Source organism: Blautia sp. MCC269, assembly GCF_018785655.1.
In the GTDB taxonomy this organism is placed as follows: Bacteria; Bacillota; Clostridia; order Lachnospirales; family Lachnospiraceae; genus Blautia_A.
On sequence record NZ_WQQE01000032.1, the window covers coordinates 1 to 17872 of the forward strand.

Genomic DNA, 17872 nt, shown 5'->3' on the forward strand with positions numbered 1-17872 from the left:
GAACCGCCGTGTACGGAACCGTACGCACGGTGGTGTGAGAGGTCGGGAAAATTTATTTAATTTTCCCTCCTACTCGATTGTTCCGATATAATGAAATATCATTTTTTGATGGAACCATCTGCGGCAAAGGTGTATTTCTTACCGTCAATGGTAAGGGTGCCCGTTTGAAGAATTCCATCTTCGTCCAGATAATAGCGTTTTTTGTTGAGCTTGATCCAGCCACGCTGCATGACACCATTTTCGCTGAAATAATATCTGTGTCCGTCAGTATCGGTGAGCCAGCCAGTGTAGGCTTCTCCGTTTACAAGAAATTTCCAGTCTGATCCATCCGCTGTCCAGATGCCGTTTTCGGCTTCCGGAGAAACATTTCCGTTTTCCGGAACTTTGGAAGGTGCCGGAGATGGTGTTATGGACGGAGTAGCGGAAACCTCCGTGCTGGATGATGTGGAATTATGGCCTGAATTGGAGGCCATAATGGAAATATCGTCTGTATTTCCGGTGACAACAGAATTATAATTGTTTCCAAATGGACCGGCAGATGACTGAGTAAACAGAAGACCGCAGATCAGACATAAAAAAACAGTAATAAAAATCAGCAGCCGGTTTATTTTCGGATTACGGTCTGGCATAATTTTTCCTCCTGATTACTGGTATGTTTTTGTTTATCATACAATACATGCACATAAAATACAAGGAAAATAACCGGTTGCGAATATATGGGAAAAAATATATAATAGAACAATGGACGAAAAAATCAGAATTAATAAATATTTAAGCGATGCAGGTGTCTGCTCCCGAAGAGAGGCAGACAGATTGACAGAAGCAGGACGTGTGACCGTAAACGGAATGCCTGTTTCTACGGGAATGAAGATATCAGCAGAGGATAAGATCTGTATTGACGGAAAACCGATAAAAAAACAGGAAAAAAAGATTCTGCTTCTTTTTTATAAACCGAAAGGAATTGTCTGCAGTACCAGACAGCAGCGAGATGAAATAACCGTGACAGAATATTTGAATTATTCGGTAAGGATATATCCAGTAGGCCGCCTGGACAAGGAGTCAGAGGGTCTTCTTCTTCTCACCAATGAGGGAGATCTTGTGAATCGTATCATGAAAGCAGGAAATTATCATGAAAAGGAATATCAGGTAACGGTCAATAAAACGGTAACCGAAGAATTTATCCGGGGTATGAGCGGCGGCGTGCCAATTCTGGATACTGTTACACGTCCCTGTAAGGTAACAAAAACTGGAAAAAACAGTTTCCAGATTATTCTCACGCAGGGACTGAACCGGCAAATCCGTCGTATGTGTGAATATTTTGACTATAAAGTTGTGACATTAAAAAGAGTACGGATTATGAATCTGTATCTGGATGGCCTTGCAGAAGGAGAATACCGGGAGATACGGCCGGAGGAAAGAAAAAAGCTGGAGGAAATGCTTTCCTCAAAAAGAACAGAAAAAGAGACAGGAGGAAGCCATGAGCGAAACATCCATAAAAAGAATGAAAGAGCTGGGAGAAAAGCTTCGGGAAGCGTCCAGGGCGTATTATCAGGAGGACAGGGAGATTATGCCCAACGTGGAGTACGACGCGCTGTACGACGAACTGAGCGCACTGGAGAAAGAAACAGGAATCGTTCTGGCAGACAGTCCAACCGTTAGTGTTGGCTATGAAGCAGTAGACCAGCTTCCCAAGGAGGAGCATGAGCGGCCAATGCTGTCTCTGGATAAGACCAAGGAGCGGGAAGCATTGCGTGAATTTATCGGAGAACATCCAACGCTTCTTTCCTGGAAACTGGACGGACTTACGATTGTACTTACCTATGAAAATGGAGAACTGGTAAAGGCAGTTACCAGAGGAAATGGTATTGTAGGTGAAGTTATTACCAATAATGCAAAAGTTTTCAAAAATATCCCGCTTAAGATTTCTTTTAAAGGACGTCTGATTCTGCGGGGTGAGGCAATTATCACATATTCTGACTTCGAAAAAATTAATGAAACTATCGGCGATGCAGATGCAAAATACAAAAATCCGAGGAATCTCTGCAGTGGCTCTGTACGTCAGCTGAATAACGAGATTACGGCAAAAAGAAATGTCCGCTTTTATGCGTTTTCACTGGTAAGTGCGGATGGTGTGGATTTTCAGAATTCCAGGGAAATGCAGTTCCGGTGGCTGAACGCGCAGGGATTTGATGTGGTAGAATACCGCAAAGTCACAGGGGATACTCTGGATGCTGCCATGGATTATTTTGCAGATGCGGTCACAAAGAATGATTTCCCGTCGGATGGATTGGTGGCATTGTATGATAATATTTCCTATGGGGAATCCCTTGGAACTACAGCCAAGTTCCCCAGAAATGCCATGGCCTTTAAATGGGCAGATGAAATGCGTGATACGAAACTTCTGGAGATTGAATGGAGTCCATCCAGAACCGGTCTGATCAATCCGGTGGCTATTTTTGAACCGGTGGAACTGGAAGGTACTACAGTGAGTCGTGCCAGTGTGCATAACATCAGTATTATGAAAGAACTGAAACTGGGAATTGGAGATACCATCCGTGTATATAAAGCGAATATGATTATTCCACAGATAGCGGAAAATCTGACAGGAACCGGAAACGCTCCGGTTCCTCATATCTGTCCGGCCTGTGGGCAGGAAACCGTTATAAAAAAAGAAAATGATGTGGAGTGCCTTTTCTGCGTTAATCCGGGATGCCCGGCAAAAAAAATCAAATCTTTCGGGCTTTTTACAAGCAGAGATGCCATGAATATTGACGGCCTTTCGGAAGCGACACTGGAAAAATTTATTGCCCGGGGATTCATTCATGATTTTGGAGATATCTTTGAGATTGGCCGATACCGGGATGAGATTGTGGAAATGGAAGGCTTTGGACAGAAATCTTATGATAATCTCATAGAAAGTCTGGAACGGGCAAAAGAAACGACTCTTCCGAGGGTGATTTACAGCCTTGGAATTGCAAATATTGGTCTTGCCAATGCGAAGGTGATTTGCCGCCATTTTGATAACGATCTGGAGAAAATTCGGCATGCCAGTCTGGAAGAGGTCAGTGATATTGATACGATCGGGCCTGTAATTGCCGGAAATCTGGTGGCATATTTTCAGGATGCGGAGAATAACCGCCGGCTGGATCATCTTATGAGTTTTCTTCACATTCAGGAAGAAGGACCGAAACAGGAACAGATTTTTGCAGGAATGAATTTTGTAATTACAGGAAGCCTGGAGCATTTCGGGAACCGAAGCGAGGCAAAGGAACTGATTGAATCTCTGGGTGGTAAAGTGACAGGCTCTGTTACAAAAAAGACCAATTATCTGATTAACAATGATATTCAGTCCAATTCATCCAAAAATAAAAAAGCAAGAGAACTGGGAATTCCGATTCTTTCCGAAGAAGATTTTCTGGAACTTACAAAACAGCAGTAAGAACTGTAACAGAGCGGTTTTGATAAATTCCGCTTATATATAAAGGAGGGCGAACAATGCCGATCAAAACACAGGGGGATCTGCCTGTAAAGGAGATTCTTGAAAGAGAAAATATATTTGTGATGGATGAGAAACGTGCCATGCACCAGGACATCCGTCCGATTCAGATTCTGATTCTGAATCTGATGCCGCTGAAAGAAGAAACAGAGCTGCAGCTATTGCGTTCTCTTTCCAATTCACCGCTGCAAGTAGATGTGACTTTTATGGCGGTGGAGAGCCATGAGGCTAAGAATACATCCCTCAGCCATCTGAATAAATTTTATGAAACATTCACAGATGTAAAAAAACGCAAATTTGACGGAATGATTATCACCGGAGCTCCGGTTGAGCAGATGCCTTTTGAAGAGGTGGATTACTGGAATGAACTGACAGAGATTATGGACTGGACAGAGGAGCATGTGACTTCCACGATCTTCCTTTGCTGGGCAGCACAGGCCAGTCTGTATTATTTTTATGGACTTGAGAAGAAACCACTGGACAAAAAAATGTTTGGCCTTTTCTGGCACAAAGTACTGAACCGGAAAATCCCGCTGGTACGTGGCTTTGATGATGTATTTCTTGCTCCACATTCCAGACATACGGAAGTACCGATTGCGGATATTCATGCGTGCAAAGATCTTACAGTTCTGGCAGAAAGCGAAGAAGCGGGACTGTTTCTTGCCATGGCAGAGGATGGACGTAAGATTTTTGTTATGGGGCACCCAGAATATGACAGAGTAACTCTGGATGGAGAGTATAAGCGTGATCTTGCCAAGGGACTTCCTATTGAAATCCCCAAGAATTATTATAAAGATGACGATCCAAATAACAAACCAATGCTTACCTGGAGAGCACATGCAAACAATCTGTATACAAACTGGCTGAATTACTACGTATACCAGAGCACCCCATACGATCTGTACGGAGCACCGGATTTCAGGGAGATTTAAGGGACTTGAAAACCGCATGGTTGAGCTGTTTCTGGGGATTTTGGCATGAAAATGGAAGAGGGCGGATAACTTCATATAAGTTGTCGTAAATTCACGAAAGTTTTTACAAAAATGGGGTAAAAATGGTGTAGATAAAATTTCAAGAGAGATATAATAAAAAGTTGGCGTAAACCCTTGTCCTATATAGGGAATCGCCAACTTTTGTTTTTCGGAAAAACTTCAATTTTGAGAGTGGTTAGAATACAATTATGTTAAAAATTTAATATACTAAAATCAATCAACAGATCACTGTAAATTCCAGCCTTGACAGAATCCGTAAAGGAATATTCCTCCATAGTAGATTGCTCAAAATTGTATACAATAATTCTGCTCTTGTCAGGATCAACAATCCAATATTCTTTTACGCCTGCGGTTCTGTATTTAAAGAGCTTGTTGTAGTAATCCATCCGTTTACTTGCAGGAGATACAATCTCAATGATCCAGTCAGGAGCACCATTGCAGCCCTTGTCATTCAGTTTATTTGGATCACAGATAACAGAGATATCCGGTTCCACATATGTGTTTGTGGATTCATCCAGATAAACAGCAAACGGGGCAGCATAAACTTGACATTGTCCTTGATGATCTTCAATGTAACGATCAATAATGCTAGTAAGCCTTGTTGAAATCCGCTGATGTTTACGACTGGGCGGAGCCATATAATAAATTTGTCCGTCAATCAGTTCAGCACGTTCTCGCTCTGGAAGAGCATATATATCTTCTATAGTATAAGTATCTTCTTTGAGTAATGGCATATTTTCACGCTCCCTTCTTAATAAGTCAGGTTCCTGTTATTATTATACCGGATTGAAGCAAAACATTCAACGTTGATCTGCTTATCCTGCCATCTCAGAAAGCAGTTCTTTCTTATACCAGAGCACCCCATACGATCTGTACGGAGCACCGGATTTTAGGGAGATTTAAACTGGAAAGAAAAAACATTTATTTTATGCAAACTTTATTTGCTTATTTAAAGGATTGGTGCTATAGTAAAGTTGGTTCCGACAAACGAAGAATTTGCGGATTCCGGCAGCTGACCGGCGGGGCCATTTTACTGTTGTATCCGGTCGCGGCCTGAATCAGGAAAGAAGGAAGAGGGAAAAAATTGCGTAAAAAATCACATATACTGTTGGGCAGATACCTGGCTGATCAGATGTCTGAGGTGTACAGTCTTCAGCAACACAGAAAAGCGTTTTGCCTGGGTAACATTATGCCGGATCTGAGACCGTCGTTTCTTACTACCAGACATGAGTTTTTTGGAACATTCAATCAGCTTCAGAATAAGATGAAGGAACTGGTTGAGAGAAACCCGGAGGAAGAAAATGCCAGGGTGTATTGGCGTAGATTCGGTGAGGTCATGCATTATATGGCTGATTATTTTACTTTTCCTCATAACAGGACATATAAAGGGAGTCTTGCAGAACATAATTCCTATGAGGCAGAGCTGAAGAACCGGTTGAAAGAATGCATTTTAAGTGGCAGAGCAGATAGCCAGCTGGAAGAAGCGAAGCATTTTGACAGCTTTGAGGAGCTTGTGGAGTATATTCGTGAACGTCATGCGTATTATCTGGAAAGCCCACGCTGTATTGCGGATGATATTCGCTTTATTCTCAGTGTATGTTATCAGGTGATACAAGGAATTTTTCAGCTCTGTGTCAGAAGACAGTTTCATATGGAAGGACAGCCGGTAACTGCTGTCTGACAGTATACGAGAAAACTGCGGTGTGAAAACATCGCAGTTTTTTGAATATAAATGTTTCTTACGAAAATGTGAATAAAAAGTGAAAAATAGATAAATTGAAAAGGATATCCGGTGAGAACGGTTGATTTCACAAAATTCCTATGCTAAAATAAGTGGAGTTAAACTTTAGGTTATCTAAAATGGTTTAAGGCAGACCTTTATTATAGGGGAAGTAAAGGGATGTTCAAGGAAAGAAGGGAGCATCTTAATAAATATGAAGAACAAGTACCTTAATAAGTTTTTTTGCATCACGATGTTATCAGCTATGGTACTGGCATGCCCAACCGGCGTCAGAGCAGCTGACGCGACAGAAACAGTTGCAGCCGACGGGGATTTTTCCGATGGAGGTGAGGAGGTAACAGAGCCTGAAGTTCCGTCAGAACCGGAACCGACAGAGGCACCGCAGCCGACAGAAGCGCCGCAGCCGACGGAGACGCCAGCACCGGAGCCAACGGAAACGCCAACACCAGAACCTACGGAAACACCGCAGCCAACGGAGACACCGACTCCGGCACCAACGGAAACACCAACACCGGCGCCAACAGCGACACCGGTACCAACAGAGACACCACAGCCTACAGCAACACCGGCGGCAGTGGATGAGGCTAAAGTGCAGGCTGTCATTAATCGGATTAATGCTTTGGCAGACAAAACGGTCACTGCGGATTCTCAGACAGAAATTGCAGCTGCCCGTGCAGCTTATGATGCATTATCAGATGCAGAAAAAGCCAAGGTTACAAATTATGCAACTCTGACTGACGCAGAACAGAAACTTGCGGATATACAGAAGAAAGCAAATAATAACAATAATTCCGGTAACGGAAATTCAGATATTACAGATGGAAATAATGCAACAGCTACACAGATTGGGAATCCGGTATATGTAACAAATATGGTATCCAATCTTCATGCAGGTAAAGATTTTTATCTTGATAGCCTTAAGAATAATTACCACTTAACATTTTCTGATGATTTTGCATCTGTTATGGATGCGATAGAGAAGGAATATAAAGAAAAAAACAAACTTACCGATTCTACACTTGTAGTACGTAACTGGCAGGACATTCTGGCTATTTATATTTATGAGAAGAGTAAAAGCGGTGAAACATCTTTCACACTGGATGCATCCTGCAAGGAAGATCTTGCAAGAATTTTTGCAGAGATGAATCCGATTGTCAGAGACAAGCAGGATATCACAAAGGTATCCTACGGAAACCGAAAAATTAACTACTATATTAAGAAGAATAATATTGCCAAGAGTGACCGTACGATTCTTAAGAAATATGTAGAGACAGACTGTAAACTTCTCTGTGCGGTTGTTACTGCCTCCAAGGGATTTGTGCGGGAGAGCGTTGGTGACAATGTATCTGAGGATCATGTGGATGTCATCGCGGCAGCGTACTCTCTGGTTGGTAAAGTGGGATATTTCTGGGGCGGTAAATCAACCGTGATTGGGGAAGACCCAAGCTGGGGAACTGTTGAGAAAGTTTCAGCAGAAGGCAGCAAAAGTTCCGGCACACTGCGTGCGTATGGTCTGGACTGCAGCGGTTTTGTTACCTGGGCAGTTATCAATGGATATCAGGATCAGGGAATGCAGGCAGCTGTTGGAGATGGAACTTCTGATCAGTGGGAGAAGGCAAATGTTGTCAGTGAGGCAGATGCACAGCCTGGAGATCTTGTATTTCAGCGTGGACCGGAGTCCGGAAGTGATAACCACGTAGGAATTCTTTGTGGTAAAACAGATTCTGGAGACTGGATTGCGGTACATTGCTCTTCAAGTAAAAACGGAGTAACTGTAGGGGAAGCCTACAGTGCAAGTTTCCGCTATATCAGACAGCCGTCCTTCTATTCGAATACAACGGTGGATACAACCAGTGAAAATACGGAAAATGCTGTGACAGAAGCAAATGCAGAAGAACTTCTTACAGATGTTGTAAAATCCACAGCGCTTCAGGACGCTCTTGCATCCAGTGATACAGTTTCCAATAATCTTCTTGAGAATTTTAAGAATAAGTCACTTCAGGATGATGAAGATGATGAAGAAGTTGAGGATTTGATTCTGGATACGGAAGCCATTAATGATGCGGTAAGCACTTTTGACGATGTAGAGGCACTGGAAATCGAGAATTAAGAAACAGTGGCGTGATAAGGGCAGTTTCCTGTGGGAGGCTGCCCTTTCTTATAATCGGTATTTAAGAGCGAAAATATAACGAGGATAAAAAATGAAAAAAATTTTTTCAAGCCGCATAATAACAATCGCAGTGATCCTGGCGCTTGTGTTTCAGCCATGCAACGTACAGGCTGGTGCTTTTGATCAAATCCGAGCTATTGCCAGAAACGTTTTTTCGGGAGAGCCGGAAGAGGTGGAAAAACTGCGCCAGATGGAAGTGGCGCAGAGTGAAGAAGGACATCAGGAATATTACTTCAAACAGCTAAGTGAAGAAGAACAGAGAGTGTACAGGGAAATCCTTCGTGGAATTCGCGCACGGGAAAATGATTTTTATCTGACACTTTCGGATGATGATAGCATTGACAGAAGTTATCATGCAGTACTGAAAGACCATCCGGAAATTTTTTGGGTACATAATCGTGAAAAAATTTATAAAACAACATATTCAGACAGTGATTATTGTACATTTGCGCCTGGATACACTTATACAGACAGTCAGATAGAAGAGATTCAGACAGCGATGGAAGGGGGATTTCAAGCGGTCAGAAAATTGATTCCGGAAGATGCCAGTGATTATGAAAAGGTTCGTATTGTTTATACCTATATTATAGATACGACAGAATATCAGTCCGGGGAAGATGACCAGAGTATTGCCGGGGTATTCTGGAAAAAAGCTGCTGTATGTGCAGGGTACGCGGGAGCTGTCCAGTATCTTCTGGAAAGATTGGATGTTCCATGTATTTATGTGGATGGAAGTACGAGAGAAAGTACAGAAGGACATGCATGGGATATTGTAAAAATAGGCGAAGCGTATTATTATGTAGATGCGACAAACGGAGATCAGCCGGATTTTTTGAATGGGGATGCAGCTCAGCTGGAAGAACATAAGACTACAATTTATGATTATCTCTGTCCTTTCCCGGAAGAATATGAAAAAACCTATACACCATCAGAAGAGCTGACAGTTCCCAAATGTACAGCGAAGGATCTGAACTTTTATGTTTTGAATCAGGGATGTTTTGATGAATATGACTGGCAGACAATAGATGACTACTGTAAAATGAGACTGGATAATGGTGCAGCAGTGGTACGTTTTAAATTCAGCAATCAGGAAGCTTTTGATGCGGCTTGTAAGGAATGGCTGGACGGTGGAGAAGTACAGAGGGTAGCACAGTATTATATGAAACTGAATGGTCTTGGACAGGTAGAGTATCATTATGGAGTGTTGAATAATTTTTATACCATATATTTTATTTTTTGAATATAGGATTGTGTTTACGGATATATGGCAGAAGGCTTTGATTATAAAAGAAGTTTGAAAAAGAAAGGAGCAGGATAATGAATATGGATATGCTATCAAGAGTGTTTGATATGATACAGAGGGTTGGAGGAATGGAACAAGTCGGCCAGCTTATGGTAATCGTGTATGGTGTGATTTGTGTTTTTGGCCTTATGAATTGTATTCTTGGATACCGTATCTTGCGGTTCTGGATGATGATTTTCGGATTTCTCATCGGCGCCGGAGGCGGTTTTGCGGCAACTTATATATCCGGTGTCCAGGATAAAATGGTAATTGTGGGTGCGATGGCTGGTCTGGGTATTGTACTGGCAATTGTTTCTTTTTTGATTTACAGGGCGGGTATTTTTGTGCTGGGATTTGGCATTGGAATATCCTTAAGCATTTATCTGGTTCATCCGACCAGTTCGTTTTCTTTCTTTCTCTGCATTTTAATTGGTGTAGGACTTGGTGTTCTGGCCATGCGCTATGCAAAAGGTGTGATTATTATCGGAACCAGTGTGCTTGGAGGAGTTCTGGCCGGAATTTCTATCGCTCAGATAGGCGGTCTGGCACAGTTTCCCTATGGAATTGGCATGGCGGCTGGAATTGCGCTTCTTGGTATGCTTATCCAGTTTGCAATTAACAAGGATCATTATGATGAGGAAGAGGATGAGGAAGAACCATACGAAGATACAGATAAACGAATAAGAAAGAAAAATGCTTCCAACAGTCAGGAATATGATTCTAAATATAACAGAGAAGACTTATATAAAAATCCTTCAGATAGACGTTCGGAAGGCAGAATACGAAATACAGATTCTGATGAAATGTATTCCCGCAGGAATACAGGGCGTAATAAAGAATATTCTGACAGAAAAAAATCAGCAGATATTCAGAGAAGAAGCCGCAGAAGAGAAGAAGACAGTTCTTCGGACAACCGAAGAAGTGCGAGAAGCAGCGCTGGCGCCGGCAGAAGAACGGCATCGGAAAGAAACAGTTCCCCGGATCGAAGACGAAGCAGCACAAGCCGAAATTATTCTTCTGATACAAGAAGAAGCCAAGGCCGTAATTCGTCTGGAAACAGCGGACAGAGCGGCCGAAGATCCCGCTATAATGATTCGGAACCAGAAGATCGTGACGTTTCTTATTATGATGATGTTTATGAAGAACCTGTGGATACATATGATGATTTTGAAAGACGCCAGCAGAGAAAAAGACAGATGGACATTGAAAATATGGCAGATTATGATGATCTGAAATCCACAGAAGCTACAGATACGGAAGATTATGATGAATGGAAAGATAATTAAGAGAAAATTCGGGGAGTGACAGAAATGGGAAAAGAAGCGAAGACCAATGCGATGCGTATGCTTGACAGAAAAAAAGTGAAATACGAGGCAATCGCCTATGACTGCGGAGAATTTATTGACGGAATCCACTGTGCGGATATTACAGGTGCACCTCATGATCAATCTTTTAAAACTTTGGTTATGGAAGGAAAAAGTGGGGGCTATTATGTATTTGTGGTTCCGATCGAAAAAGAGGTAGACAGGAAAGCGGCGGCGAAATCCGTTGGAGAAAAAACGGTAGATATGATTCATGTGAAAGATCTTACGAAGATTACCGGCTATATCCGAGGAGGCTGCAGTCCTCTTGGAATGAAGAAGAATTATCCGGTAGTATTTGATCAGTCAGCGGAGAATTTTGAGGAAATTTATGTGAGTGGCGGAAGAGTAGGGCTTACTCTGAAAGTTCCACTTAAAGATCTCCTGGATGTGACACAGGGAAAACTTGCTCCGATCACAATGGAGTAACGGATTGACAAAAAAGAAATACTAAAAAGCTTCTACATGCGGGGAAAACCTGCGGCAGGAGCTTTTTTACTGACAAAAATCCCCTGCATCTGTTTTTTATAAGCAGGCAGGGGAAATACATGCATCAAAATGGTTATGAAAAATTTAGTTATCCTGGGCGTCTTCTTCATTAACCTGGAAGACATGGCGTTTTTTGGCCATCTCATCGCTTGCAAGATATTCATCATAAGTTGTGATTTTGTCAACCAGTTTGCCGTTTGGAAGGATTTCCATGATACGGTTTGCAGTTGTCTGTACGAACTGATGATCGTGGGAAGTGAAAAGGATCACGCCCGGGAATTTGATCAGTCCATTGTTTAATGCTGTAATGGACTCCATATCCAGGTGGTTGGTAGGCTCATCCAGAATCAGGATATTAGCGCCGGAGATCATCATTTTGGAAAGAAGACAACGTACCTTCTCGCCACCGGAAAGGACACGGACACGTTTCACGCCATCCTCGCCAGGGAAAAGCATACGTCCCAGGAAGCCACGTACATAAGTTGCGTCCTTGATCTCGGAGTACTGTGTAAGCCAGTCTGTGATAGTGAGATCGTTATCAAACTCCTGGGTATTGTCCTTCGGAAAATATGCCTGGGAAGTGGTGACACCCCATTTGTAATTTCCTTCATCCGGCTCCATCTCTCCTGTAAGAATCTTAAAGAAGGTTGTAATTGCCTGCTCATTGGCACCTACGAAAGCAACCTTATCTTCACGTCCGAGAGTAAAGGAAATATTATCCAGAACTTTTACTCCGTCAATAGTCTTGGAAAGATTTTCGACCATAAGGACTTCGTTTCCGATTTCACGGTTTGGACGGAAGTCGATATATGGATACTTACGGCTGGAAGGACGCATATCGTCCAGCTGGATTTTTTCCAGGGCACGCTTTCTGGAAGTTGCCTGTTTGGATTTGGAAGCGTTGGCACTGAAACGGGAAATAAATTCCTGGAGCTCTTTAATCTTCTCTTCTTTTTTCTTATTGGCTTCTTTCATCTGTTTGATCAGAAGCTGGCTGGATTCAAACCAGAAGTCATAGTTTCCGGCATAGAGCTGAATCTTACCATAGTCGATATCAGCAGTATGTGTGCAGACTTTATTCAGGAAATAACGGTCATGGGATACTACGATAACGGTATTATCAAAATTGATCAGGAATTCCTCCAGCCATTCAATAGCAGGAAGGTCCAGATGGTTGGTAGGCTCATCCAGAAGAAGGATATCCGGATTTCCGAAGAGGGCCTGTGCAAGAAGGACCTTGACTTTCATACTACCGGTAAGGTCTGCCATCTGTGTATAGTGGAACTCGGTGTCAACACCAAGGCCGTTCAGAAGAGTAGCGGCATCGGATTCTGCTTCCCAGCCATTCATCTCCGCAAATTCGCCCTCAAGCTCGCTAGCACGGATACCATCTTCGTCTGTAAAATCTTCTTTTGCGTAAATGGCCTCTTTTTCTTTCATGATCTGATAGAGTCTTTCATTACCCATGATAACAGTATCCAGAACAGGATAGGCATCATATTTGAAATGATCCTGCTGCAGGAAAGAAAGTCTTTGTCCAGGTGTGATTACGATATCACCCTTTGTTGGCTCAAGCTGGCCGGAGAGGATTTTGAGGAATGTAGATTTACCTGCGCCGTTAGCGCCGATTAATCCATAGCAGTTGCCCTCTGTAAATTTGATGTTAACGTCTTCAAAAAGTGCTTTTTTTCCAACACGCAGTGTGATGTTGTTTGCTGAAATCATATCATACCTCTTTTTTCATTAATAAAAATCGTTTCAATTACATAGTATAACATTACAATCGTTTCCTATTGTACCGTAAACTGAAAAATTTGCAAGCTGTATTTTCCTTTTTTATATAAATAGAGGAAAAACAGCGGATTTACAATGAATTACAGGAAAATAATAACCTTTTATTATTGAAAAAAATGCGTTATACTGACGTATATGATAAACAGAGCAGCCTGGAATTAAAGATATATTTTGACACGGATGAAACACCCGGGAACGTGTCGGTACAGGCAGGGGCAGAAATTATCATAAATCAGCAGCTTAGTTGAACAGAAGAGAGGTTAGAGATGTTTATCACCAGAGAAAGCGATTATGCGATGCGGGTTGTCCGCGCATTGATGGGGGAGACGCGTTTAAGCGTCAGTGAGATCTGCGAGAGGGAGGCGATTACAGCACCTTTTGCCTACAAAATACTGAAGAAACTTCAGAATGCGGGAATTGTAGAAGGATATCGCGGAGTTCATGGCGGATATGCCCTGAAAAGAGATCCTGCGGATCTGACATTATATGATATATATAGTGCGATTGATTCTGACATGTCTATCATTGAGTGTCTGAATGGAAAATGTGAATGTACAAGAAACGGTCAGGACGGTGTGCCATGTTATGCTCATGATGAACTGAAAGAAATTCAGGGACAGCTGTGGGCGATGCTCCGGCGGAAATCCATGAAAGATCTTTTTGAAAAAGAGGAGCAGTAAACTGCCGTGACAGGTGAAAATAAGCGTATGATAAGATAATAAGAAGAGCGGGAAAGGAGTAGGAATGAAGCTTCTGGCCGGCTCTTTTTTCTTGTCAAAAAGATAACAACGTTTGTACATGATAATATACAAAAAACAGCGAAAGAAAATGGACATAACTGGGAATCTATGCTATAATAACCAATGGAATTTTAGGCCCTTGACAGCCTAAAAATATATTTTCAACAAACCTTTAAGGAGGAATAAACAAATGGCAAGAAAGATGAAAACCATGGATGGTAACCATGCAGCCGCTCATGCATCATATGCTTTTTCTGATGTAGCTGCTATTTACCCGATTACCCCTTCATCTGTAATGGCTGAGGCAACAGACGAGTGGGCAACTCAGGGAAGAAAGAACATCTTTGGACAGGAAGTACAGGTTACAGAGATGCAGTCTGAGGCTGGTGCAGCAGGTGCTGTTCACGGTTCTCTGGCAGCAGGTGCCCTGACTACAACCTACACAGCTTCCCAGGGTCTTCTGCTTATGATCCCGAACCTTTACAAGATTGCTGGTGAGCAGCTTCCGGGAGTTATCAACGTATCTGCCCGTGCACTTGCTTCCCACGCACTTTGTATTTTCGGTGACCATTCCGACGTTATGGCCTGTCGTCAGACTGGATGTGCAATGCTTTGTGAGTCTTCTGTACAGGAGGTTATGGACCTTACACCGGTTGCTCATCTTGCAGCAATCAAAGGAAAAGTTCCGTTCATCAACTTCTTCGACGGATTCCGTACATCTCATGAGATCCAGAAGATCGAGACATGGGACTATGAAGATCTGAAAGATATGGCAGATATGGACGCAATCGCAGAGTTCCGTAACCGTGCTCTGAACCCGAACCATCCATGTCAGAGAGGTTCCGCTCAGAACCCGGATATCTTCTTCCAGGCAAGAGAGGCATGTAATCCATATTATGACGCTCTTCCGGCAGTTGTTCAGGAGTACATGGACAAAGTTAACGAGAAGATCGGAACAGATTACAAACTGTTCAACTACTACGGAGCTGCTGACGCTGAGCACATCATCGTAGCTATGGGTTCCGTAAACGATACCATCGAGGAGACAATCGATTACCTTATGGCAGCTGGCAAGAAAGTCGGTGTTGTTAAAGTTCGTCTTTACAGACCATTCTGTGCACAGGCTCTTATCGATGCAATCCCGGATACAGTTAAGCAGATCTCTGTTCTTGACAGAACAAAAGAGCCAGGAGCACTTGGCGAGCCTCTGTATCTTGATGTTGTTGCAGCTCTTCGCGACAGCAAGTTCAGCGATGTTAAGATCTTTACAGGACGTTACGGACTTGGTTCCAAAGATACAACACCTGCACAGATCGTAGCAGTATATGAGAACACTGAGAAAGAGAAATTCACAATCGGTATCGTTGATGATGTTACAAACCTTTCTCTTGAGACAGGTGCACCACTTGTTACAACACCAGAGGGAACAACAAACTGCAAGTTCTGGGGACTTGGAGCTGATGGTACTGTAGGTGCTAACAAGAACTCCATCAAGATCATCGGTGACAACACAGACATGTACGCTCAGGCTTACTTCGATTATGACTCCAAGAAGTCCGGCGGTGTTACAATGTCTCACCTTCGTTTCGGTAAGAAACCGATCAAATCCACATACCTGATCCACAAAGCAAACTTCGTTGCATGTCATAATCCGTCCTATGTTAACAAATATAACATGGTACAGGAGCTTGTTGACGGAGGTACATTCCTTCTGAACTGTGCTTGGGATATGGAAGGACTTGAGAAACATCTTCCAGGACAGGTTAAAGCTTTCATCGCTAACCACAATATCAAATTCTACACCATCGACGGTGTTAAGATTGGTATTGAGACTGGCATGGGACCAACACGTATCAACACAATCCTTCAGTCCGCATTCTTCAAACTTACAGGAATCATTCCTGAGGAGCAGGCTATCGAGCTTATGAAAGCTGCTGCTAAAGCTACTTACGGACGTAAAGGTGATGACGTTGTTAAGAAGAACTGGGCAGCTATCGATGCCGGTGCTAAACAGGTCGTAGAGGTTCAGGTTCCGGAGAGCTGGAAGAACGCTGAGGACGAGGGACTCTTCATGTCTCACGCATCCCACGGTGCTCAGGAAGCTCAGGACTTCGTAAACAACATCCAGTGCAAGATCAATGCTCAGGAAGGTAACAGCCTCCCAGTATCTGCATTCAAGGATTATGTAGATGGTACAACACCATCCGGAACAGCTGCATATGAGAAACGTGGTATCGCAGTTAACGTTCCTGTATGGGTTCCGGACAACTGTATCCAGTGTAACCGCTGTGCATATGTCTGCCCGCATGCTGCAATCCGTCCGGTTGCCATGACAGCAGATGAGACAGCTAACGCTCCAGAGGGAATCAAGACACTTCCGCTTACAGGAATGAAAGAGTATACATTCACAATGACTGTATCCGCTCTTGACTGTACAGGATGTGGTTCCTGTGCAAATGTCTGCCCAGGAAAGAAAGGCAACAAAGCTCTTGAGATGGCTCCACTTGAAGCTAACGCAGGAGAGCAGAAATACTTCGATTACGGTGTAACACTTCCTCAGAAGGAAGACGTTATCGCTAAATATAAAGAGACAACTGTAAAAGGCAGCCAGTTCAAACAGCCGCTCCTCGAGTTCTCAGGCGCTTGTGCAGGTTGTGGTGAGACACCATACGCTAAGCTGATCACACAGCTCTTTGGTGACAGAATGTACATTGCAAATGCTACAGGATGCTCCTCTATCTGGGGTAACTCTTCACCATCTACACCATACACAACAAACGCTAAGGGACAGGGTCCTGCATGGTCCAACTCTCTGTTCGAGGATAACGCAGAGTTCGGTTATGGTATGCTTCTTGCACAGCGTGCAATCCGTGGCGGTCTGAAAGAGAAGATCGAAGACCTTGTAGCTAACGGAACAAACGAGGATGTTAAGGCAGCTGGTCAGGAATGGCTGGATACTTACGCTGTAGGCGCAACAAATGGCGCAGCTACAGAGAAACTCGTTGCAGCTCTTGAGGCTTGCGGATGTGACAAGGCTAATGAGATCCTTGCACAGAAAGACTTCCTCTCCAAGAAATCCCAGTGGATCTTCGGTGGTGATGGATGGGCTTACGATATCGGATTCGGTGGTGTTGACCACGTTCTCGCAAGCGGACGCGACATCAACGTTATGGTATTCGATACAGAGGTTTACTCCAACACAGGCGGACAGTCTTCCAAGTCTACACCGACAGGTGCGATCGCTCAGTTCGCAGCAGGCGGAAAAGAGACTAAGAAGAAAGATATGGCATCTATCGCAATGAGCTATGGCTATGTATACGTAGCACAGATCTCCATGGGTGCTGACTTCAACCAGACTGTAAAAGCAATTGCAGAGGCAGAGGCATATCCGGGACCATCCCTGATCATCGCTTATGCTCCATGTATCAACCATGGTATCAAGAAAGGTATGAGCAAAGCTCAGACAGAGGAAGAGCTGGCAGTTAAGTGCGGATACTGGCACAACTTCAGATTCAACCCGGCTGCTGAGAACAAGTTCAGCCTTGATTCCAAGACACCGGATATGGAGAACTATATGGACTTCCTGAACGGTGAGGTTCGTTACAACTCTCTGCAGCGTCAGAATCCTGAGAAAGCTGCTAGACTGTTCGCTAAGAACGAGTCTGAGGCTCAGGCTAGATATGAGTATCTGCAGAAACTTATCACTCTTTACGGAGCAGATAAGAAAGAAGACTAATTACTGATCAATAGTTACTGTTTATACAGTGTGCTTGCTGATTAAGCATTAGGTGACAGGCCTGCGGTGTT

At 43.3% G+C, this 17872-nt stretch carries 12 protein-coding genes and 1 pseudogene; 10 read left to right on the forward strand and 3 right to left on the reverse strand.

The window, feature by feature from the left end:
• Window positions 1-98 precede the first annotated feature (98 nt).
• Complete coding sequence (locus GPK88_RS10845) at window positions 99-629, reverse strand: N-acetylmuramoyl-L-alanine amidase family protein (RefSeq protein WP_148448734.1); 531 nt, start codon at window positions 627-629, stop codon at window positions 99-101.
• Between the two features lie 112 nt (window positions 630-741).
• Here GPK88_RS10845 and GPK88_RS10850 point away from each other — a divergent pair.
• The 3 genes and pseudogenes from GPK88_RS10850 to metA all read left to right on the forward strand — a co-directional run.
• Window positions 742-1392, forward strand: a pseudogene (locus GPK88_RS10850) (RNA pseudouridine synthase); the annotation flags it as partial.
• An 85-nt stretch (window positions 1393-1477) separates the two neighbouring features.
• Window positions 1478-3439: an NAD-dependent DNA ligase LigA gene (gene ligA, locus GPK88_RS10855; protein ID WP_148448736.1), complete on the forward strand. Its 1962-nt coding sequence runs from the start codon at window positions 1478-1480 to the stop codon at window positions 3437-3439.
• Between the two features lie 56 nt (window positions 3440-3495).
• On the forward strand, window positions 3496-4428 hold the full coding sequence (metA, locus tag GPK88_RS10860; RefSeq protein ID WP_148448738.1) for a homoserine O-acetyltransferase MetA: 933 nt from the start codon (window positions 3496-3498) through the stop codon (window positions 4426-4428).
• Window positions 4429-4679: 251 nt separating this feature from the next.
• On the opposite strand, the gene GPK88_RS10865 is transcribed toward metA, so the two are convergent.
• Window positions 4680-5222: a Uma2 family endonuclease gene (locus GPK88_RS10865; RefSeq protein WP_173761749.1), complete on the reverse strand. Its 543-nt coding sequence runs from the start codon at window positions 5220-5222 to the stop codon at window positions 4680-4682.
• Between the two features lie 374 nt (window positions 5223-5596).
• Here GPK88_RS10865 and GPK88_RS10870 point away from each other — a divergent pair, with 374 nt between their 5' ends.
• From GPK88_RS10870 to ybaK, 5 genes are all read left to right on the forward strand, one after another.
• Window positions 5597-6169, forward strand: coding sequence for a zinc dependent phospholipase C family protein (locus GPK88_RS10870; protein WP_256442574.1), 573 nt, complete (start codon window positions 5597-5599; stop codon window positions 6167-6169).
• A 253-nt stretch (window positions 6170-6422) separates the two neighbouring features.
• Window positions 6423-8339, forward strand: coding sequence for a C40 family peptidase (locus tag GPK88_RS10875; protein WP_215707791.1), 1917 nt, complete (start codon window positions 6423-6425; stop codon window positions 8337-8339).
• A 91-nt stretch (window positions 8340-8430) separates the two neighbouring features.
• A complete protein-coding gene (locus GPK88_RS10880; protein WP_173761747.1) occupies window positions 8431-9639 on the forward strand; it encodes a transglutaminase domain-containing protein in 1209 nt (402 codons plus the stop codon).
• 77 nt (window positions 9640-9716) lie between these two features.
• Window positions 9717-10967, forward strand: coding sequence for a TM7S3/TM198-like domain-containing protein (locus tag GPK88_RS10885; protein ID WP_173761746.1), 1251 nt, complete (start codon window positions 9717-9719; stop codon window positions 10965-10967).
• Between the two features lie 24 nt (window positions 10968-10991).
• Window positions 10992-11471, forward strand: coding sequence for a Cys-tRNA(Pro) deacylase (gene ybaK, locus GPK88_RS10890; RefSeq protein WP_173761745.1), 480 nt, complete (start codon window positions 10992-10994; stop codon window positions 11469-11471).
• A gap of 144 nt (window positions 11472-11615) precedes the next feature.
• Here the strand turns inward: ybaK and GPK88_RS10895 are convergent, their stop codons facing one another.
• The gene (locus tag GPK88_RS10895; RefSeq protein ID WP_021650411.1) at window positions 11616-13256 is read right to left on the reverse strand and encodes an ABC-F family ATP-binding cassette domain-containing protein; all 1641 of its coding nucleotides are present in this window, start codon (window positions 13254-13256) and stop codon (window positions 11616-11618) included.
• Between the two features lie 335 nt (window positions 13257-13591).
• Between GPK88_RS10895 and GPK88_RS10900 the strand changes: the two genes are divergently transcribed.
• On the forward strand, window positions 13592-14005 hold the full coding sequence (locus tag GPK88_RS10900) for an RrF2 family transcriptional regulator (protein WP_148448752.1): 414 nt from the start codon (window positions 13592-13594) through the stop codon (window positions 14003-14005).
• 250 nt (window positions 14006-14255) lie between these two features.
• A complete protein-coding gene (gene nifJ, locus GPK88_RS10905) occupies window positions 14256-17801 on the forward strand; it encodes a pyruvate:ferredoxin (flavodoxin) oxidoreductase (RefSeq protein WP_148448754.1) in 3546 nt (1181 codons plus the stop codon).
• The last annotated feature ends 71 nt before the right edge of the window (window positions 17802-17872 follow it).

Coding starts and splice junctions, on each gene's coding strand:
- GPK88_RS10845 (WP_148448734.1), bottom strand. CDS start 629: ATGCCAGACCGTAATCCGAAAATAAACCGGCTGCTGATTTTTATTACT.
- ligA (WP_148448736.1), top strand. CDS start 1,478: ATGAGCGAAACATCCATAAAAAGAATGAAAGAGCTGGGAGAAAAGCTT.
- metA (WP_148448738.1), top strand. CDS start 3,496: ATGCCGATCAAAACACAGGGGGATCTGCCTGTAAAGGAGATTCTTGAA.
- GPK88_RS10865 (WP_173761749.1), bottom strand. CDS start 5,222: ATGCCATTACTCAAAGAAGATACTTATACTATAGAAGATATATATGCT.
- GPK88_RS10875 (WP_215707791.1), top strand. CDS start 6,423: ATGAAGAACAAGTACCTTAATAAGTTTTTTTGCATCACGATGTTATCA.
- GPK88_RS10880 (WP_173761747.1), top strand. CDS start 8,431: ATGAAAAAAATTTTTTCAAGCCGCATAATAACAATCGCAGTGATCCTG.
- GPK88_RS10885 (WP_173761746.1), top strand. CDS start 9,717: ATGAATATGGATATGCTATCAAGAGTGTTTGATATGATACAGAGGGTT.
- ybaK (WP_173761745.1), top strand. CDS start 10,992: ATGGGAAAAGAAGCGAAGACCAATGCGATGCGTATGCTTGACAGAAAA.
- GPK88_RS10895 (WP_021650411.1), bottom strand. CDS start 13,256: ATGATTTCAGCAAACAACATCACACTGCGTGTTGGAAAAAAAGCACTT.
- GPK88_RS10900 (WP_148448752.1), top strand. CDS start 13,592: ATGTTTATCACCAGAGAAAGCGATTATGCGATGCGGGTTGTCCGCGCA.
- nifJ (WP_148448754.1), top strand. CDS start 14,256: ATGGCAAGAAAGATGAAAACCATGGATGGTAACCATGCAGCCGCTCAT.